Consider the following 19,497-nt stretch of genomic DNA (forward strand, 5'->3'; position numbering starts at 1 on the left):
GGGATGCTGACGATTTATTCACCTCCAGCAAGGGCCGCCGAGAGAGAATACATCTACCGCGTGATCCTGGGCGAGTTTCTTGGTCTGGACTATACCATCGCATACAGGGATGGGGAACATATCGAACTGGTATTGGCTTCGGAAGCCGCAGAGAAACGGGAGGATTCTCCGGTCCGCAGGCTCCGCATGCCGGACGTGCTCTTGCAAACGCCTGACCGTTTATGGCTCACTCCTGCCTCCTTGCCGAAGCTGCCGCTGGACCGCTTTATGCCGCCTGCAAAAGAACCGGAGGAGGAACCCCTGCCAGTCATCTTCGGGAAAAGGGGACGTGCCGGTCGTTACCTTGAGACGCTTGGCGAAGAGGGGGAGGAAGGCTTCTATCTGGGTCTCGATGTATTTGGCAGCGGCTTGTTTATGTTGACAAGGTATGAAGAGGTCGCATTCCGGGAGCGAGACCGGCATGGCCGGTTTCCGGGACGCCGCTCCCTGGCTTGTCGGGAGTCTTTCCTGCATCGTCCGATCGTCAATGAATATGTGGAGCTGTTGTGGGAATTGCTGCGCAGGCTTTGGCCGGAGCTGGCTCGCAGGAAGCGGGAGGCGTCCGTTTATCTCAGCCATGACGTGGATTATCCGTTCTACGTTTATGGCCGCAGCCGGCTTCGCATGCTTCGCGACATCCTCATGGACGCCGTACATCGTCGGGATTTCGAATCCGCCCGCAAGAAAGCCGGGATTCTCCTGCGATCGCGGCGTGCGCTGGAACGGGACCCGTATAACACGTTTGACTGGCTGATGGAGTTAAGCGAACAAGCCGGGCTGCGCAGCGCCTTCTATTTCATAACCGAGGAGCACCGGGCGAAATCCGGCTTGGATGGAAATTATTCCATCGACGATCCCGCAATTCAGCGTCTCCTGCAGGAGATTCATGCACGGGGGCATGAGATCGGACTGCATCCGGGCTACCATACGTTCTTGAACCCTGCGCGCATTCGCAGACAATACGAGAAGCTGCGACAAATCGCCGAAGCCAACGGAATCCGCCAGGCGGTTTGGGGCGGACGGCAGCATTATTTGCGCTGGCGGGCACCGGATACGTGGCAGTTCTGGGAGGATGCCGGGCTGGACTACGACAGCACGCTCAGCTATGCGGACCGGGCGGGCTTCCGCTGCGGCGTCTGCTACGAATTCCCGGTCTTTAACCTGAAGACCCGCCGGGAGCTGGCGCTCCGGGAGCGTCCGTTAATCGTGATGGATCAGACGGTGTTGCATCCGGAATATATGGGGCTTGGCCCCGAACGAGCCTATGAAACGATCCGCAGGTTGTATCTGGAATGCCGAAAGTATAACGGCGATTTCACCCTGTTATGGCATAACAGCCAGCTCGTGAAATCGTCGGACCGATCCGTTTACCGAAGATTGGTGCTGGAACTGCTGGGGCCTAATAGCCGCAAGGGGGAGAAGTTGTGAGAATCGCCTATCTGATTCACTGGAACGAAGGGCCGGACAGCGGTGTGTTCAAAAAGATCATCAGCCAGGCGCTGACCTGGAAGGCGCTGGGGCATGAAACGGCGTTGTTCCTGTTCAGCCGCGGAACCGCCCCTGTGTGGGGTGAGGCGGAAACCGGCGGGCTGCCGGTTTTTCGTGAGGTCTACCACGACAGGCTGGGCCGTACCGCCCGCTTTAAGGCGTTGAGCGCCCAGGTGCGGGCTTGGAGGCCGGATGTCATCTACCATCGCTTCGACTTGTATTATCCTTCTCTGCCGCGGCTGCTCCGCGACTACCCTTCCGTACTCGAGATCAATTCGAATGATGTGGGAGAGCTGGCGCTGGAAGGGGGCAGCTTGAGCCCCCGTCGCCTCTACCACTTGCTGACACGCGGCCTTGTGCTGGCGGCTGCTGGGGGCTTTGTGTTCGTTAGCGGCGAGTTGGCCGAAGCCGACGGTTTTCGACGGTACGTGAAGAGTTACACGGTCATTGGCAACGGTATCCCGTTGGATCAGTTTGCAGCGGGACAGGAGAGGGGAGAGGCGTTGACCCATGATGGTATGGAGCCTGTCCGATTTGTGTTCATGAGCTCACCCGGCCAGGCCTGGCAGGGCTTGGATGAGATCGCCCGGTTGGCCGCGGCGAAACCGGACTGGCGGTTTGACATCATCGGGCCGGAGCGTGCGGAGTTGGAGGCGGCCAAGCTGCAAGCGCCGGCGAACTTGGTGTTCCATGGTCATATGACGCGCGAGCGTTATCAGCCGCTGCTCGACCGGGCCGATCTCGCCATCGGCACGCTGGCGCTGTACCGCAAAGGCATGGAAGAGGCCTCGCCGCTGAAGGTGCGCGAATATTTGGCCAACGGCTTGCCGGTGATTGCCGCCTACCGTGAGACGGATTTTCCGGAGCCGGTGATGTTCTTTCTCCAACTGCCGGGGGAGCCGGAGAACGTAATTCGCCATCTCTCTGCCATCGAGAATTTCGCTCGATACTGGCGCGGGCGACGTGTGGAGCGGGAGCATGTGCGTCATTTGGACGTTAGCGTTAAGGAGGCGGCGCGGGTAGCCTATATGCGGCGGGTTGCTGGAGAGCGGAAAAGAGGGAACAGCGAATGACCGAGATTAGCATCGTATGGGGGGCGTTGCTTGTCGCGACGCTCGCCTTTTTCTCTCTCCAATGCCTGCTGTCGCTAAAAATGAAGGTAGACGCCGCCTACCTGTTTGCGTTTTGCATCTATTTTGATCTCTTTGCTTATTTCTATAAATTGGCTGTTCCTGGCGAATCGTTAATCCTATTAATTGGTGCGCCGTTGCTGCCCGTGGGCGTCGCCTTGCTGCTTAAACCGTCCATCGTACTCGAAACGCTGCGGGATCAAGGGATTTGGTTATGGGGGATTTTTCTGGCCTATGTCTTGATTTCGCTCACCTGGGCCCCGGCAGAGTCCAATGGGATCATGAAAGAAGTCGTTTTGTTGGCGCATGGAGTGGTTCCGGCGTTGTATGTCTATCTCGTCTACCGGAAGTACGGGCGGTTCTCCTGGACCATCGTAGCTTGGGCGGGTATGGCCTATGCGGTCTTGCATTTGTTGCTCGGCGAGTATAACGAAGAATATCCAGGCCGCTTAACGCTTCCCGGCGGAAATCCGATCTTTAACGCCCGAACCTCGCTAATTACAGCAACGGTCTGTTTATGGGCTTCGCGGATTCCGCTGCCGGTCAGGCTACTATCCCTGGGGGCAGCATTAGCTTCTGCACTGTCCACGCAGTCAAGGGGACCGCTGGCAGCCTTTTTACTCGCTAACGCGGTGTATTTCGGCGTATGGTTCATTCGCAAATTTCGGGAGCGTAAGCTTGGAAAGCTGTCACGCCTAGCCATGCCCCTGCTCTTCCTGTTGATTATCGCAGGCGGGACCGCATCGGCTTACGCGGAGCAGTTAGCGGTTTGGGTGGAGAGCAGCCGGTTTATGGTCCTGTTCGACCGGAACCAGTTGCAGGGCGACGATAATTATATCGGTCGCGTGGATTTGCAGACGAGAGCTCTGGAGAAGCTGGAGGCCTCCCCGTTTCTCGGCGCCGGGTTAGGTAGCGTGACGCCGCCTTTAGCCCGGGATTTTCCGCATAACTTGGTGTTGGAGATTGCTGCGGAGGGGGGATTCGCGGGTCTAACGTTATGGACATTCGCCGTATTATTCTCCTTGTGGGCCGCGATTCAGCGCGCGCCGGTGTTGGCCATCCTGCTGGTTCAGTCGGTCGGTTACGCCTTGGCTAGCGGAGACTTCGGCTACAACTATGAATACGTAGTAATGGCGATCACAGCATTGGCACTGTATCCGGTCAAGCAACGGGAAGGAGTGGGGGTTAAACGTGAAGCTCTTGTTTTTGATCACCGGTTTTGATTACGCAGGGGCGGAAAACCAGGTCCTGCTGTTATGCCGCGAGCTGCGGGCTAGAGGCTGCGAGGTCCGTCTGGTGACGATGATCCCCCCGGTCGCTTATTTGGAGGAGCTGAGAGAGCTGGGGGTCGAAGTCGTCAGCCTTGGCATGAAGAAGGGCGTGCCGGATCCTCGAGCGATACTTCGCCTGGTCAGCTTGATTCGGCGGATGCGACCCGACGTGGTTCATAGCCATCTGGTCCATGCGAATATTTTGGCTCGGGTCACGCGATTGTTCGTGCGTATTCCGTATTTGGTGTGCACGGCTCATAGCGTCAACGAAGGGAGCTGGTGGCGGGAGATGTTGTACCGGCTTACCGATCCGCTGGGGGATTTACTGACCAACGTCAGCCGGGAAGCCGTACGCGGCTATACCGAGCGCCGGATTGCTCCGGCCCGTAAAATTCGGCTGATGGAGAACGGGATCGATCTCAGCCGTTTTGATGGGGAGGAGCGGGGACCCGAGCAGCTACGAGCCGAGCTGGGAGTAACGGGGGAGGGGGAAGTTCAGCCGGCTATCGACGGTCCAAGCCCGTTCATCTGGCTGGCTGCCGGACGTTTCGTTCCGGAGAAGGATTACCCCGCTATGTTGCTCGCCTTTGCTGAGGCACGGAGGAACTTCCCGAACAGCGTGCTCTGGATCGCCGGGATCGGACCGGAGCGGCTATCTGTTGAACAGCAAGCCGCCGAGCTGGGCTTGTCGGACAGCATCTGGTTTCTCGGGATTCGTACGGATATGCCGGCACTGCTGCAAGCCGCCGACGGATTTGTGCTCTCCTCGAAGTGGGAAGGGCTGCCGATCGTGCTCTTAGAGGCCTGCGCCGGGCGGTTGCCGATTGTCGCGACTGCGGTGGGCGGCAACGCCGAGGTGGTACTGGACGGCGTGAACGGCTACCTCGTGCCCCCGGAGGAGCCGGCAGCGCTGGCCCGCGCGATGGAGCGGGTCATGGCCCTGCCGCCGGAGGAGCGGCGAGCCATGGGGCAGCGCGGACGGGAGCACGTCGCGGCGAACTATGAGATGTCCCGTGTCGCCGGGAAATGGATCGAGCTTTACGAGCAGGCGTCCGGCCGGAAGCTTCCGGCAGCCCGGGCGCTGCCGAAGGAAGTGCATGGGGGATGACGTGTAAAGCAGCCTATATCGCAACGGTTTACGCCCATTTGGCGGCGTTCCACCTTCCTTTTATGAGCGACCTGCGGGATGCCGGGTTTACGGTCCATGCCTACGCCGCCCCGGATCATGGCCGGGAGGATGTAACCAACGCGGAGTTTGAGTGCCGAGACCTGCCGTTTAGCCGTAACCCGCTCGCTCCGGGGAACCTTCGAGCGCTGCGAGAGCTCATCGGCTGGTTGAAGCGGGAACGATACGACCTGATTCATGTGCACACGCCTAATGCGAGTGTCGTCTGCCGGCTGGCCGCTCGGCTGGCGGGTCGACCGTATCCCAAGGTCGTATACACGGCGCACGGTTTTCATTTCTATGCGGGGGCTCCCTGGCGTAACCGGCTGATGTATTACCCGCTGGAGCGATTCCTTTCCCGGTGGACCGATGTTCTTGTCACGATCAACCGGGAGGATGAACGGCAGGCGGCCGCTTTTCCGGTGCGCGGCCGATCGGTTTACGTCCCCGGTGTCGGCGTCGACCTGCCGCTGCACGCGGCTCTGGAGGATGGAGAACGGGAGCGGCTGCGAGGCGAAATTGGCTTGGCTCCAGGTGATTTCGCCGTGCTTTGTGTCGCCGAGCTGAACCGCAACAAAAATCAGGGTCAGCTGATTGGCGCCATCGCTGAGCTGCGCCGCCAGGGCCTCCCCGCCGTACTGCTGCTGGCGGGGATCGGCGGCGAGGAAGCGCGCTTCCGGCAGCTCGCGGCGGAGTCCGGCGTCGCACAGGCGGTGCGCTTCCTCGGCTACCGCCGCGATGTGCCGCAGCTGTTGCAAGCCGCCGACGCCGTGGCGCTCCCGTCAAGGCGGGAGGGCTTACCCAAAGCACTGCTGGAGGGCCTGGCCGCCGGCAAGCCGCTGGTGGCGACGGCGGTACGGGGCAGCCGCGACCTCGTTGTCCCCGGCCGTAACGGGTACCTCGTTCCGGTAGGAGACGTGCCTGCCACCGCGGCTGCAATCGAGCGGCTACAGCAGGACGCCGGGCTGCGGCGGCGTATGGGGGAGTACAGCCGTAAGCTGGCGGAGCTGTACGATCTGGAGCGGATTCGCAGCGAAATCGCGGAGATCTATGCGGGGCTAGAGTTGATTGGGCGTGCGGAAGCTCGCAGGGTACGGCCGCGCCTGGGGGACGCGGAGGAGGGGGAAGCTTATGATCAAGCTGTATCGGAATAACGGGATGAAGGCGGTCCTCTTGCTGCTTGATCTACTGGTGATCTATGCCAGTTACCGGCTTGCAGCCGGGCTGCTGCCGGAGGAGGATTGGACTTCGCCCGCCGTTCTGGGCGATTCCCGGTTCCGCAGCGCGCCTTGGCTGGGGATGTTTACGGTGATGACGTATTATTTTTTCAACCTGTATGATTTGGCAGGACGGCGGAAGCCGGTGCAATTCCTGTGGAACTTGATGCTGGCGCAGCTCTTCGTCGCCGCGGAACTGATCGTGTTCGGGTATGCGAGTAACTTATTCAGCTTAACTCCAAGCCTGCTTCTATTCGCATTTGCCGCTCAGTTGCTGCTGTCTTTCGGACTACGCCTCTTGTTGTTTTATATTCAGAGCAAGGGGTTTAGTCGCAAAAAGACACTCGCTGTCGTCAGCGGTGCGGCCCCGGGGGATCAGGTTCTGCGCAATATGCTGGAGCAAGGCAAGCCGTGGTTCCGTGTCGAACGGATCGTTCGCGAGGAAGGCCATGGCATGGACGAAGCACTGCGAGAGCCAATGTGGGAGGGGATGGAGACGCTGCTCATCGGGCCGGGGCTCGCCCCCGAAACGAAAGCGGAATGGGCACGGATCGCCGGACAGCGAAATATGGAAGTGGTTATCGTTCCTGATTTTTACGAGCTTTATCTGGCCGACGCCGAACCGCAGCAAATTGGCGATTTGCTTGTTTACTCGCTTATGCCGCCGCAGTTGACGCTGCCGGAGCGGGTGTTTAAACGATGCTTTGATCTTGTGGTGTCCTCGGTGCTGCTATTTATGGCGTCTCCCGTCATGTTGGTGATGTTTGCTGTGATCCCGTTGACGTCTCGAGGGAAGGCGTTGTATGTCCAAGAGCGCATTGGCTTGCAGGAAAAACCGTTTCCGCTGTATAAGTTTCGCAGCATGGTGGATGGGGCGGAGGCTGGAACCGGACCCGTACTGGCCGGGCGGAATGACGCACGCGTGACTCGGCTGGGACAATGGATCCGCGCCACCCGTATCGATGAACTGCCGCAGCTGTTTAACGTCCTTCTGGGTCATATGAGCTTGGTCGGGCCTCGGCCGGAGCGAGCGTTTTTTATTAATCGCTTTAAGGAGGAGCTGCCGCATTACACTTACCGGCTGATGGTGAAGCCAGGGTTAACCGGATATGCTCAAGTGATGGCGGGGTATGCGACCACGCCGTCCGACAAGCTTCGTTACGACCTGATGTACATCAAAAGATATTCGCTGCTGCTCGATCTGAAAATACTGTTCCAGACGATTCGGGTTGTGGTCCAGCGAGAGCAGGCCAAGGGTGTGGAGGCTGCTGGAGGAACGGAAATGGCCGCGACATCGTTGAGTACGGCCGTTGCCGTTTCCCCCGCATCCTCATCCAGCGGGACGGCTGCGGCCACAACAATGGCATCAACGACGAGCTTGCCACCATCTTAGCTTGCCTGGTACCTCACCGATTGGAGGTTTAACGTTGCAGTCTGCAGCCCACAGCCCACAGTCCTCTGTCGCCATTCTCCTCACGCCTTACCTTACCGCGTTTAACGAAATAGCTCTTGCCCCACCTGTGCCTGACTAGGAAATGTTGCATTTTGTACAACAATTTATTCGGCTCTAGAGATAATTGGCCGAAATGTTGCATAAAGTGCAACAAATCAGAGCGCCACAGGTGAAAAGACCCCAGAATGTTGTACTAATGTCAACATTCTGGGGTCTTTAAGCGCTTATGCCTCTGAAATGCTGCATAAAATGCAACATTTCAGAGGCAAGAAGGGGATCGGGCAGGTACTCGGCGCAACTCAACAGGTACACCATACAGATCAAAAGGGAATTACCAACTCAACAGACACTCCATAATTACTCATCAAACTTCACCTGGTCCCAACCTGGTATTTAATGGGAATTCACTATGTACTCACCAAGTGCTCACCAAGTGCTCACCAAGTGCTCCCAAGGCGCCCACCAGGAACTCAAATCGCATACGATGTGCCAACCCCAAGCTTTTACCAAACCCCGCCCCGCTTACTCAGCGGTGTTGTCCGCCAGCGTCCCCGCTCCGGAGGTAAGCGCCTCACGGGCCTCCTCCGACAAACGGATGGGCGTCTCCGCGCCGCTGATTGCGTTTCCGATGATCCGGAAGCCGCCGATCTGGTCGAGGCGGATACCGCTTGAATTGGGGAAAGGAGGGCTCGCATTGCTTTCGATCACGTTATGCTCAATAACGACGACGCCCGCCCCTCCAACATCGGCCTCAATGGCGGCATAATAGCTGCCAGAGCCCCCGATGATATTGCCAGACACCGTTACATCGCCAGCATAAATGGATATCGCGGCGTACATGTCCTGTGGCAGCGCGTCTTTGGGTATGGCGAGATAGCGGTTATTCCTGGAATAGGGATTCAGGATCCGGTTGTTCTTCACGACGACGCCGGGAGCGGAGATTTTGATCCCGCGTTTGGCGGTGTGGTGGAGGATATTATCGGATATCACGGAATCCGACAAAGGCGAAGAGCCCGGCGGCTGATCGAAATAGATACCGTCCGCATCCTCCCGCGGGGAAATGTAAGAGATGAGGTTGCCCTTAATGTTAACGCGGCGGGCGATCGTTCGCCCCGGTTCGCTCCAGGCCATAATGCCTCGGGCGACAGGCGTTGCCTCTCTTGCGGCGATCTCGGTGAGCGTACAGCCGAGGATCTTGATGTCGACGGTGTCCCCATAGATCATGATGCCGGCGACGACGGTGGTAGATAACGGGTGCTTCAGCTCCTCCGGCTGGTTCAAGTCCTGGACCGTGCTGCCGACAATGGCCACGTCCGACGAACCGCTGTGAATGCCGATGCCGCGGGTTAGCCGTGCACCGCCGTCGATCACAACCCCGTCGATGCGAATCCCCCGCCCTTGGATTGAGACGGCCTCGAACCCGTATCGAGCGACGGAGATCGCGCGGAACTTCAGGACGGGTCGGCCTAGACCGCGGAGGGTTACGCCGCTGCGGAGCGGCAGCGGCTCGTCCAAGGCGAGCAGGTACGTGCCGGGGGGCACGATGACGGTCGTATCCCGGCCGGTGGCTGCCGCTTGCCGCAACACGCGCAAAAATACGCGGGTATCGTCCGCAATCCCGTCTCCCTTAGCGCCGGCTTCCTTCACGTTGAAGGTAGGTGCGGGGAAGGGGAAGGAAGGCCCCCATCGCAGCAGCAGACCCCAACTCAAGGCCAAAATGAGCAGAACGAGGAGCAATATCTGGAGCTGATGCCGCCGAGGCCCGCCACCGCCCGGGTGAAGCCGGTCGTTCGAACGAGGGAAGTTCGATTTATTCATCAGGCGCATCCCCCAGGATTTGAGGGGAGAGCTCGTTCCAAGTCGTCATATCCGGGATCCAATAATAGAGCTCGGCATTCACCAGCGGATCATGGGCTTTGTCGCTGCTTCCCGGAAACTGCACGAAATTCATCTCCTCCGGATCGATGCCGCGAATCATCCAGGCCAAGCTAAGCATATCGGCATCGGTTAGATTGGTATCCAAAATGTCCTCTTTCACTTGCCGGATCAACTCGGGTAGTTGGGCTAGGTTGTCTGGCACAAGCAGTCTGCGGGCAATCGCCTGAACGACCAACGCCTGGTTCCGCTGGCGAGCGTTGTCGCCGTCATCCAGCGATTTACGCTCGCGAACGAAATCAAGGGTGGTTTCACCGTTCCAATGCTGCTCACCCGCGGGCAAGGTCCGGTAATTGTAGGTTAATTTGACGGGAGCGTCTAGCTCGACATCTACGCCGCCGATCGTATCGATGAAATGTTCGAATCCGTCGAAGTTGGTTTTGACGTAGTAGTTGATGGAGCAGCGGCATAAATTACTGACGGCCTGGATCGCGGCAAGGGTACCGGCGTGACCGCCTTTACCGCCCGCTTCCGCCATTGCGTGCGCATGATTAATCTTGGTCAAACCAATACCGGGAAGGTGAACCCGCGTGTCGCGGGGAATCGAGACTAGGTTCACTTTACTTTGTTCCGGATTGACGTGAGCCAGCATGAGCACATCAGTACGTGAGGCTTCATCTGCCCGGGCATCGGTGGCGAGTAACAGCAAGTTGAAGCTGCCGCGGGCACCACGGATATCTTCACTCTGCGCAGGATTCGCTGCAGCAGCTTGCCCGGTAGTCCCCGTACTTTTGCGGCCAGCACCTTCGGCCCGCTCCGAATTCTCGGCAACTGCGTCGGACGAATCCGCCCCCACACCGCCAGATGGCTCCGGCGTAGCCAACACGGGGATATCGGTACCCCGAAAATGCCGGGACGGCTCGTATTTCAAATAGGCGATCAGCAGTCCGCCGGCCACGAGGAGTAGAAGAACTACCGGTATCGCCACTTTTTTGTGGATATTCATTTTCATTGGTTTCCACTCCGTCTCTAGCGAAAATAGGTTTAGATCTCGTTAAGAGAATTCATAGCAGTATATTAGTGCAATCGGAATTCTATTCTATACGTAAATACGTGTATACCGGACGAAAACCCAGCACTTTCCTAGTCTAATTCGGGCTAGGCCTACATAAGGTGGTTGAAACGGGGCAATTGCCGGTATTTTTAGGGAATAGGGGAGTCGAGACGATGAAAGTGCTAGTCACGGGGGGAGCAGGATTTATTGGCCGTCACACGGTCAAACGGCTTCTGGAAGAGGGGGAGCAGGTGGTTGTGGTCGATACAGGCCAGGACGGAAATCTGAGAAAAATGGACGAGTCGGTCTCCTATTACGCTGTGGATATCGTTTCGGAGGAAATGGAGTCTATTTTTGCCGAGGAACGCCCGGATGCCGTCATTCACCTTGCTGCACAAACGAGCGTTCGCCGCTCGTTACAGAACCCATCGGCCGATGCCGAGACGAACATTCTGGGTACGATTCAGCTGTTGCAGCAATGCGTTCGGTTTGGGGTGCGGCGGATCGTGTTTGCCTCATCGGCCGCGGTCTACGGGAATCCGGACTATCTACCGATTAAGGAGTCGCACGGGACGGAGCCTTTGTCTTTTTACGGCGTTTCCAAGCGGGTATCGGAGATGTATATCCAGTCGTACAGCGAGCGCTACGGGTTGGATTATTCTATCCTGCGATACGCCAACGTTTACGGGATTAGGGAACGGCGCACTGGTGAGGATGGGGTGCTGACGGCGTTCGTGGAGCGGCTGATGGCGGGACTTCCTCTGGAGGTGTACGGGGACGGGCTGCAGACCCGTGATTTCGTTTACGTTAAAGATGTGGCAGAGGCGAATGTGCTGGCGCTGCGAAGCTCAGGTAATCAAATTTTGAATGTCAGCAGTGGACGAAGCATCTCGCTCTTGGAGGCGCTTGGGATGCTGAAGGAGATATCCGGACGCAATGTGCAGCCGCAGTTTCGGCCCGCTCAGGCAGGAGATATCGAACAGAGCGTGCTGGACAACGGTAAAGTTCGGGACGTCCTTTGGTGGGAACCCCGGTATTCGCTTTACGACGGGCTCCTGGAAATGATGGAATTTGAAACGGAAGCGCGCAAAAACCCCTTGCTTGTCGAGCGGACCGGCTACAGTGAAACGTCGGCCATTTAATTCGGTTTACAGCTCCCATAGATAGTCAGGCCGGATCGCCCCGCCTCTTGCGAGAGGAGCGGGGTTCTTTGTTTACGCCAGTCACTGTGAGGTCGCTCCTCCAATCAGCTCGGGACAACCGACGCCCGCAACACCCTGCTCTGTGGTATGATGAAGCTAATGAAGAGGAGCCTCTTCCGTTCGGACGGTAAGAAGGAAGATGCGCTCGCAAGGAGATCGGGAGGGATATCGGGATGAGGAACAAGGGTGAATACGACGATCGGGATAACGAACTTGCCGGTAAGGGAGAAAGCGCCGACGATCACCAACGTGACGGAGAAAATGAATCCGCTTACCTTGTACAGATCCTGCGGTTATGGCTCGTTTGCCTGTTGGAATATGTGCTGCTGCTGCCGGCTTGGATTTTGTTCGCGGCCTATCTTCGGCCGCCGGAGTTCCCGGCAGCGGGGCTGGGGCTGCTGCCGATGTTGACACTGGCCGGCGTCCTGCTTGGCCCGCGCCTCCGCAAGCTGTGGCAGCGCGGGGCCGTGGCGCTGGTGCTCGCGGCGGCCTTTACCGCGGTCGCTATCGCCTGGGTCGGCGGCGCCGGATCGCTTGGCTTCGGCAGCACCCCCTCCGCAGGAGGCCAGACTCCCGCTCAGGGCGTCGCCGTCCTGCTGCTGCAAACCGCCGCGCAGCTTGCAGCAGGTCTGCTCTGCTCGATGCAGGGGATGACGGTCCGCAATCGCCAGGGCAGCTTCCGGCTGTATTGGGCCGGGCTGGGACTTTACTTCCTTGCGGGGATCTTTTACCCGCGAATCGAGGTGCTTCAAGGGACCGTGCCCTTGATCACTTGGGCCGGCGTCTTCTGCTTGGGCACTGCACTATTCGTGACCAACCACCAGTATTTACGCTACAGCTCGCATTCCGGGGATTCGGGCCAACGGCTGCCTGCCGGGCTCCGGCGTCATAACCGGTTGTACGTCGGCGTCATTATCGTGACCGCCATCCTACTGGCTGCCGGTGTTGGCCGCTGGATCGGTGGCCTCCTGATGGCGATGCTTAGAGCGGTCATGCGTTGGTTGCTCCGGCAGCCGAAGGAATCCGAACCGCTGGAGCAGCCGGATATGGAGGTCCCGCCGCTGGAGCCCATGAGCCCGGTGGAGTCTCACGATTCGGATCTGCTGTCGCGCATCTTGAATTTTGCCTTTTATGCTATCGGCAGCCTGCTCATAGCCGCTTTGCTGGGCTTTGCGATGTATTGGCTCTACAAGAACGCCGGCGGAATATGGCGTAAGGCGATTGACCGGCTGCTCTCTCTGCTGCGCCGGGAAAGCGCCGCCCCGAAGCAAGCGGATTATCTCGACGAGGAGACGAGCCTGTTTACTTGGGAGTCTACGCTGCAAGGATGGCGCAAGATGGGTGCCCGCCTGCTGCGTCCCGGGAAGCCGCCTGAACGCTGGGAGGAAATGAAGGATAACCGGGAACGGGTTCGTTATCTATACCGGCTATTCTTACGGAAGGAACGCGAGCGGGGTTACCCGATAAAACCGCATTTGACGCCACGTGAGACGGTGGAGGAGGTGAGACTGGAAGCAGAAGCAGGTCGGCGGGATGAATCTGCCAAAGCCGCCGGATCTGAGAGACGGCGCTTCAGCTTTGGCGTGAGGGCTTCGGAGAAGGAGAAGAGTCGCGTCCAAGAGGAATCGGATGCCGCATTAAACCCGTTGCTTCGGTTGTACTACCAAGTGCGGTATGGCGAGGAGATTCCACGTGACGACGAAGTGGCCGAGTTGCGGCGACGCTGGCCGCAGTAGTTTTAGTCTCATACAATCAAAAAGCGCGAGCCTGCAGAGATCTCCTCTGCGCTCGCGCTTTCTTTACGCCTGCCTTAGGCGTCGTGCTTAACGATCTCAAGTTTCTTGAAGCGATGGGGTTCCTTCTCCAGGAGCTTAAAGGTCAAATCCTCATGCTCCATCGTTTCCCCAACGTCCATGGACGGGTTCATGCCGTAAAGCCAGCCGCCGATCGTATCCACTTCCTCTGTGCTCAGGTCGGTCAGTAGCACGTCATTGATCTGATTCACCGTCACCGTACCCAGGGCGACCACATGTGACTCGTCCAACTGGACGATCGGGTCTTCCTCTTCCTTATCGAATTCATCGCGGATTTCCCCGACGAGTTCTTCAAGGATGTCCTCAAGTGCCACCAAACCGGCGGTTCCCCCATATTCGTCGATCAGAATCGCCATATGGGTGCCTTCCTTCTGCATTTTCTTCAGCAGCTCGTTCACCGGGGTGACCTCCGAAACGGTCATTGCCGGCTGCAGCAATGCGGCGAAATCGACGTTCGGGTTGCCCTCATAGGCCAGGAAAAATTGCTTCGTATTCACGATGCCAATGATGTTATCCTTGCTGCCTTCGACGACGGGAAAACGGGTATATTGCTGCTCCCGAATGATATCCAGGTTCTCCTGGCGCGTCTTGTCCGTATATAAACACACCATATCGGTGCGAGGTACCATAATTTCCTTGGCGAGCAAATTATCAAATGCAAAAATTCGGTTCACATAGCCAAATTCGCTCTGATTGATTTTGCCGCTTTCGAAGCTTTCATTGATGATGATTTGCAGCTCTTCCTCCGAGTGCGCTTCTTCATGCTCGGAAGCTGGCTTGACGCCAAACAGGCGTACCAGTTGGTTAGCCGAGCCGTTCAAGGCCCAGATGAAAGGGCGCATGACCTTCGTGAATAAAATCAAAGGCTTGGCCGTAAGAATGGCAATTTCTTCTGCCTTGCGAATCGCCACCGTCTTGGGAGCCAACTCGCCCACAACCACGTGGAAATACGTGATGACGACAAACGCGATAATAAAGGAAAGAGCGCTGCCCACGGTATCAGGTACCTCCAGACGATGGAACAACGGATGCAGCATGCTCTCCACCGTTGGTTCGCCAAGCCATCCAAGCCCCAGCGCGGTGATCGTGATTCCAAGCTGGCAAGCGGATAGAAATCCGTCCAGATTAGAGGTGACCTGTTTGACGGCAACGGCGCCTTTACGTCCCTCCGCAATCAACTGATCAACCCGGCTGCCCCGGACGCGAACGATCGCAAATTCGACCGCCACGAAAAACGCCGTGAGCGCGATCAGAAGTACGACCAAAAATAAATTTATTACCAATTGCCTGTCACTGTCCATTCGATGCATCTACTCCTCAATTTTTAAATATAAAGGCATGAAACTATCTCTATTATATAATACAACCTCATAGAAACGCGAATCTTGCCCTGGGTAAAAAGACGGGGTTTTTGGTTAAAATGTTCGTGTTTTATGTTAATAGTATTAGAAAATACAATGTATTTTATTTGTTCTTTAATAAAACACGAATATTAACCTTGAAACAAGCTTGACTTATCCGGTTATTACACTTATACTCAGATTGTTCTAAAACACAGATAAGATCAAACGAAACTATTAAATTCGTATATCCTCAGTAATATGGATTGAGGGTCTCTACAAGGAACCATAAATTCCTGACTACGAATAGGGTGCATTCGCATACCTATGAGTGGTCAGGAATTTTTATGTTTATCGCATGAATTCGAATCACCTCAGGAGGATACAGATGAGCAAATACGATGTCATTGTGGTGGGGGCGGGACCTGCCGGGATTTTTGCCTGTTATGAACTGACCCGGAAAGCGCCGCATTGGAAGGTACTTCTGTTGGACAAGGGGCATGATATTTACCGTCGCCGCTGTCCGATCTTGGAGGAGAAAATCACCCTTTGCCCGCCGGCAGCCGGGCGCAAGGAATTTGCCGGTTGTCTGCCGGCCTGCTCAATCACTGCCGGGTTTGGCGGGGCTGGGGCCTACAGTGATGGGAAATTTAATATTACGACGGAGTTCGGCGGTTGGCTGAGCGATTATATCGCGCCGTCCAAGGTGCTGGACTTGATCCAATACGTCGACTCAATCAATTTGGAGCATGGGGCGACAACCGCCGTTACCGATCCGATGACGGAAGCCGTGCGGGAGATCGAACAACGCGGGTACGCGGCGGGACTGAAGCTGTTGCGGGCACAGGTACGGCATCTGGGGACCGAACAGAACCTGGAGATTCTGAAATCGATTTACGAATATTTAAATACTCGCATCGATATGATGTTCAAGGCCGAAGTCGAGGATTTGATCACGGAAAAAATCGACGGAAGCCACCAAATGCGGGGCATTACGCTCAAGAACGGCGAAACCTACGAAGCCGGCTTGGTGATGGTAGCTCCCGGCCGAGACGGCTCGGCCTGGTTGACTGACATCCTTAAGAAACGCCGGCTGAAGATGACAAACAATCAGGTGGACGTTGGAGTCCGCGTGGAAACCTCTGACGTGGTCATGCGGGAGATCAACGAGCATTTGTATGAAGGGAAGTTTATTTATAACACATCGGTTGGCACTCGAGTCCGTACGTTCTGCAGCAATCCGTCCGGACATGTCGTGGTCGAGAACCACAGCGGCGTTATGGCGGCCAACGGCCACTCGTACAAAGACCCGGCGCTGGGTTCGCGGAATACGAACTTTGCGCTGCTCGTTTCGCATCGGTTTACCGAACCTTTCGATAAGCCTAATGAGTACGCGCGGGAAATCTGCCAGCGGGCCAACGATTTGTCCAGCGGTGGGGTGATTGTGCAAAAGTACGGCGATATTCTGCGCGGCCGCCGTTCTACCGCCGCTCGGATATCGGAGGGATTCCTAGAACCCACGCTGAAGGAAGCGGTGCCGGGCGACCTCGGTCTAGTGCTGCCGTACAATACGATGAAGAGTCTGATCGAAATGGTCGAGGCGCTTGATAAGGTAACGCCGGGGATCGCCTCCGAGCATACGTTGTTCTACGGCGTGGAAGCGAAATTCTATTCGGCCCGGCCAAAGCTAAGCGAATCGCTGGAGACCGAAATCAGCGGTTTGTTCTGCGGCGGTGACGGCGCAGGGATTACCCGCGGGTTGGCCCAGGCGGGAGCGGCCGGCGTATGGATCGCCCGCGGCATGATCGAGAAAGCGGGAACGGTATAGAAACACCTACGGAAATGGGCACGGACCTTGGATCAAGGAGCCGTGCCCATTTTTATGTCACCGCTCGGAGACCGGCCCAGCCGAAAGGGTCGAAAATGTTGCAAAAACTGCAACATTTCGGCGGCGAGGTGAGCCCTGGGAGAAGAGTGTTGCAAAAAGTGCAGCATTCTAACCCGGTCAGGGCAGATTCCCGAGAAAATGCTGCAGAGAATGCAACATTTTCTTGGTTTCGCCGCCAATGGAGAGCAAAATGATGCACATGTTGCAACATTTTACTCATCTCAGATGGATGAGGGAGACACCGTGTTACCGCTCATTGGCACGAAGAGGTTGGTTTGGCCTACTCCAATCCGCCTTGCAACGTCATTTGCAGCTTGGTGTTGTCCGGAGTTTTCGGTTCTAGCATGCTTTGGACATAACCTTGCAGGAAGATCGAATCAGCTTTCTCCCATAATCGATAACCTGGGGAGGCCAGCAAGCGCTCGCGTTCGGGCCCCGATGCGGCCTTGCCCGCGAAGTACAGCAAATTGATGTCTGACATAGTTCGTGCCATTAACGTCTTATCCGCTTCGGATAAGGGGAGCTCCCCCAAGGAGGCGTAGGACTTGTTATAAGAATGCTCGGCAAAAAACTGGCGGCTGTACTCCGCGAAACCCGTCAGGTTTCCGTCTGAAACATGCTGCTTACGGGCCCATGCCTCTACATCAACCTGGGTGGATTCATAATTAATCGTCCTATCGGATGGATCGTATTGCATCACACCGTATTGATGCGGATAGACACTGAAGGCGCTGGTGGCAATATCGTAAAGGCCGTGATCCGTTTGCCGGATATCCTGGATGTGGATGTGACCCGACAAGACGAGGTTGAGTCGCAGCTTCTCAAATAAGGGGACAATTTCTTTACTGTTGTTGAGTGTAAACCCTTTGATGGGTACGGTGCTGTGGTCGACCAGGTTATGGTGCATCACGGTCACGATGCGGGCGCCATTCTTACCGGCAAGCCGGGTGCAGTCCTTGATCCATTCCTGCGTGGTGGATGGAATCTCCCCGTCGGTCTGGGGAAAGCCGGCGAACTCGTTTAGATCGTACTGGCTTGTATCGAGCATCAGTAACCAAAGATCGGGAGATACCTTAGCCAAATAACTTAAAGTCGATGTATCTCTGGAAATTGATTGATGATACCCGAAAGCCTCGTAAATCTCGACGAACTGCTCCGGCGTAATTGCTTCGGTTTTGTATTGGGAATCGCCTTTGAACCGGCGTGCCCAAGGATTGGAGAGGTCATGGTTACCGGGAATCACATAAACTTGCGTTCCCGCGGCCTCGATCCGCTTCAGTTTGGCGGCCAAATCCTCGTGGCTGGCTTTCTCCCCATTGTTGGTTAGATCGCCGCTCAGGATCAGGGCGGCCGGGTGTTGCTCTTTAACTTCTTCGGCGAACGCTTCACTCATCGGGTCGATGTAACTCAGCAGCTTACCGTCTCCGGCCTGGATATAAGTATGAAAGGCTTCCCCATCATCATGCAGGCGGGGGCTTAGGTAATGGATATCGGAAGCAACAACCAGCGTAAGTGGCTGTCCCGCCTGCAACTTCACGGGTAGGTCATCCGAGGACCGAGAAGCCATACATCCGCTTAGTCCAAGTAAACTTAAGCCGGCGGTAAGAATAACAGCTGTTTTTAACGAACGAAACATATCGGCAGAGCTCACTCCCATTTAAGCCGTTCTCCGGAAAGCCGGGCTAAGACCACTGTATAGGGAGAACTGAGGTGGTGCTGTGCTGTTTTTCCTTGCGAGCGGGGAGGCATGCCTATTCCTGCAGCTGTTCGATTTCCGTTTGGACTTGTTTATAGTAATGGAGGTAAGTGAACGCCCCGAATACGAGGGCGACTAATAACGGGAGAACTGCCAGTGCGATGGGAATGTACAGGCTGGTTTCCCCGGCTAATACGATCTTGTCTTCACGGGTGACCGGATCCGAAGGATACCGTTGATAAAGTACGTTGATTTTACGTTTGGCCTGGTGTAGATAAAGTCGATTCGCGGTAATAGCCAAACCGATTTTGATAGCTAAATATACGGTAAGCACGGTCACCACCATTCCGCCCGAAAAGGTGCCTCCCGAATTCGAAAAAAGCAGAGGTCCGGCAATGTTCATCACAAGCGAGCTTGCAACCAGATAAAGAAGTAAATATAAATACATACCACGGTATAACAGCCAATATCCACCGAATAGAAAAGCCGGCCAATTCCAACGGTTATCTTCCCGCCATTTCTGCAAATAGGATTCTGCTCGGCGCCCCACAAAGCTTCTCAGATCCTCTTCCGAGACTCCGAATTCGGTCGTGTTTCGTCCTTGTTGAGGATTTAACGGGGGGAAGGGTGGGGTGCGCAGGATGTCCTCCCTTTCACTGCTCGGCTTCGCCGGGGAACCGCAACTAGCGCAAAAACGATCTTCTTCATGTAGGACATTCCCACAGTTGGTGCAGTACATATACAGCCTCCGTCCAGATAAATTCATAGATGGGTTTGTATAGTTCAATAGAACTATATCTGAAATGTTTATCGGAGGATCAACGCGTTGGGTTTAGACTTGTATGTCTTTTAGCTCAAAATGTCC

14 protein-coding genes, 1 pseudogene and 1 riboswitch are annotated in these 19,497 nt (G+C 56.3%); of the genes and pseudogenes, 9 read left to right on the plus strand and 6 right to left on the minus strand.

Annotated features, from left to right (window positions below):
- Positions 1-3: 3 nt before the first annotated feature.
- From M0651_RS09020 to M0651_RS09045, 6 genes are read left to right on the plus strand one after another with little or no spacing between them, the layout of a single operon-like run.
- On the plus strand, positions 4-1,467 hold the full coding sequence (locus M0651_RS09020) for a polysaccharide deacetylase family protein (protein ID WP_248551512.1): 1,464 nt from the start codon (positions 4-6) through the stop codon (positions 1,465-1,467).
- Positions 1,464-2,600: a glycosyltransferase gene (locus M0651_RS24180; protein ID WP_248551513.1), complete on the plus strand. Its 1,137-nt coding sequence runs from the start codon at positions 1,464-1,466 to the stop codon at positions 2,598-2,600. Before M0651_RS09020 ends, M0651_RS24180 begins: the two co-directional genes overlap by 4 nt.
- Positions 2,597-3,880 carry an O-antigen ligase family protein gene (locus M0651_RS09030; RefSeq protein WP_248551514.1) on the plus strand — a complete coding sequence of 428 codons (1,284 nt, stop codon included), beginning with the start codon at positions 2,597-2,599 and terminating at the stop codon, positions 3,878-3,880. The genes M0651_RS24180 and M0651_RS09030 overlap by 4 nt, the downstream gene beginning before the upstream one ends.
- On the plus strand, positions 3,849-5,036 hold the full coding sequence (locus M0651_RS09035; protein WP_248551515.1) for a glycosyltransferase: 1,188 nt from the start codon (positions 3,849-3,851) through the stop codon (positions 5,034-5,036). The genes M0651_RS09030 and M0651_RS09035 overlap by 32 nt, the downstream gene beginning before the upstream one ends.
- Entirely contained in the window at positions 5,033-6,247 is a 1,215-nt protein-coding gene (locus M0651_RS09040) for a glycosyltransferase family 4 protein (protein ID WP_248551516.1), read from the plus strand. Before M0651_RS09035 ends, M0651_RS09040 begins: the two co-directional genes overlap by 4 nt.
- Positions 6,225-7,703 carry a sugar transferase gene (locus M0651_RS09045; RefSeq protein ID WP_248551517.1) on the plus strand — a complete coding sequence of 493 codons (1,479 nt, stop codon included), beginning with the start codon at positions 6,225-6,227 and terminating at the stop codon, positions 7,701-7,703. Before M0651_RS09040 ends, M0651_RS09045 begins: the two co-directional genes overlap by 23 nt.
- A 582-nt stretch (positions 7,704-8,285) precedes the next feature.
- Here the strand turns inward: M0651_RS09045 and M0651_RS09050 are convergent.
- Entirely contained in the window at positions 8,286-9,581 is a 1,296-nt protein-coding gene (locus tag M0651_RS09050; protein ID WP_248551518.1) for a glycosyl hydrolase family 28-related protein, read from the minus strand.
- Positions 9,574-10,650 (minus strand): LCP family protein, encoded by a 1,077-nt coding sequence (locus M0651_RS09055; RefSeq protein ID WP_248551519.1) that lies wholly within the window; start codon positions 10,648-10,650, stop codon positions 9,574-9,576. Before M0651_RS09055 ends, M0651_RS09050 begins: the two co-directional genes overlap by 8 nt.
- Positions 10,651-10,865: 215 nt before the next feature.
- On the opposite strand from M0651_RS09055, the gene M0651_RS09060 reads away from it, so the two are divergent.
- Together M0651_RS09060 and M0651_RS09065 are read left to right on the plus strand one after the other, a co-directional pair.
- On the plus strand, positions 10,866-11,834 hold the full coding sequence (locus M0651_RS09060; protein WP_248551520.1) for an NAD-dependent epimerase/dehydratase family protein: 969 nt from the start codon (positions 10,866-10,868) through the stop codon (positions 11,832-11,834).
- Positions 11,835-12,067: 233 nt separating this feature from the next.
- Complete coding sequence (locus tag M0651_RS09065; protein ID WP_248551521.1) at positions 12,068-13,630, plus strand: DUF4129 domain-containing protein; 1,563 nt, start codon at positions 12,068-12,070, stop codon at positions 13,628-13,630.
- Positions 13,631-13,704: 74 nt separating this feature from the next.
- Here the strand turns inward: M0651_RS09065 and M0651_RS09070 are convergent, their stop codons facing one another.
- Positions 13,705-15,009 (minus strand): hemolysin family protein, encoded by a 1,305-nt coding sequence (locus M0651_RS09070; RefSeq protein ID WP_248551522.1) that lies wholly within the window; start codon positions 15,007-15,009, stop codon positions 13,705-13,707.
- Positions 15,010-15,271: 262 nt separating this feature from the next.
- Positions 15,272-15,371, plus strand: a riboswitch (purine riboswitch).
- A gap of 65 nt (positions 15,372-15,436) precedes the next feature.
- On the opposite strand from M0651_RS09070, the gene M0651_RS09075 reads away from it, so the two are divergent.
- Positions 15,437-16,876, plus strand: a complete 1,440-nt coding sequence (locus M0651_RS09075; RefSeq protein ID WP_248551523.1) for an NAD(P)/FAD-dependent oxidoreductase — start codon at positions 15,437-15,439, stop codon at positions 16,874-16,876.
- A gap of 340 nt (positions 16,877-17,216) precedes the next feature.
- Here the strand turns inward: M0651_RS09075 and M0651_RS09080 are convergent, their stop codons facing one another.
- The 3 genes and pseudogenes from M0651_RS09080 to M0651_RS24365 form a co-directional block, all read right to left on the minus strand.
- Positions 17,217-18,593 carry a metallophosphoesterase gene (locus M0651_RS09080; RefSeq protein WP_248551524.1) on the minus strand — a complete coding sequence of 459 codons (1,377 nt, stop codon included), beginning with the start codon at positions 18,591-18,593 and terminating at the stop codon, positions 17,217-17,219.
- Positions 18,594-18,687: 94 nt separating this feature from the next.
- Entirely contained in the window at positions 18,688-19,182 is a 495-nt protein-coding gene (locus M0651_RS09085; RefSeq protein WP_248551525.1) for a DUF2628 domain-containing protein, read from the minus strand.
- A gap of 126 nt (positions 19,183-19,308) precedes the next feature.
- Positions 19,309-19,398, minus strand: a pseudogene (locus M0651_RS24365) (zinc-ribbon domain-containing protein); the annotation flags it as partial.
- Positions 19,399-19,497: the final 99 nt, after the last annotated feature.

This window comes from Paenibacillus mellifer (assembly GCF_023195895.1).
In the GTDB taxonomy this organism is placed as follows: domain Bacteria; phylum Bacillota; class Bacilli; order Paenibacillales; family Paenibacillaceae; genus Fontibacillus; species Fontibacillus mellifer.

Bases quoted from the DNA above. Each gene is read 5' to 3' on its own strand.
- M0651_RS09020 (WP_248551512.1), top strand. From the start codon at position 4: ATGCTGACGATTTATTCACCTCCAGCAAGGGCCGCCGAGAGAGAATAC.
- M0651_RS09030 (WP_248551514.1), top strand. From the start codon at position 2,597: ATGACCGAGATTAGCATCGTATGGGGGGCGTTGCTTGTCGCGACGCTC.
- M0651_RS09040 (WP_248551516.1), top strand. From the start codon at position 5,033: ATGACGTGTAAAGCAGCCTATATCGCAACGGTTTACGCCCATTTGGCG.
- M0651_RS09045 (WP_248551517.1), top strand. From the start codon at position 6,225: ATGATCAAGCTGTATCGGAATAACGGGATGAAGGCGGTCCTCTTGCTG.
- M0651_RS09050 (WP_248551518.1), bottom strand. From the start codon at position 9,581: ATGAATAAATCGAACTTCCCTCGTTCGAACGACCGGCTTCACCCGGGC.
- M0651_RS09055 (WP_248551519.1), bottom strand. From the start codon at position 10,650: ATGAAAATGAATATCCACAAAAAAGTGGCGATACCGGTAGTTCTTCTA.
- M0651_RS09060 (WP_248551520.1), top strand. From the start codon at position 10,866: ATGAAAGTGCTAGTCACGGGGGGAGCAGGATTTATTGGCCGTCACACG.
- M0651_RS09065 (WP_248551521.1), top strand. From the start codon at position 12,068: ATGAGGAACAAGGGTGAATACGACGATCGGGATAACGAACTTGCCGGT.
- M0651_RS09070 (WP_248551522.1), bottom strand. From the start codon at position 15,009: ATGGACAGTGACAGGCAATTGGTAATAAATTTATTTTTGGTCGTACTT.
- M0651_RS09075 (WP_248551523.1), top strand. From the start codon at position 15,437: ATGAGCAAATACGATGTCATTGTGGTGGGGGCGGGACCTGCCGGGATT.
- M0651_RS09080 (WP_248551524.1), bottom strand. From the start codon at position 18,593: ATGGGAGTGAGCTCTGCCGATATGTTTCGTTCGTTAAAAACAGCTGTT.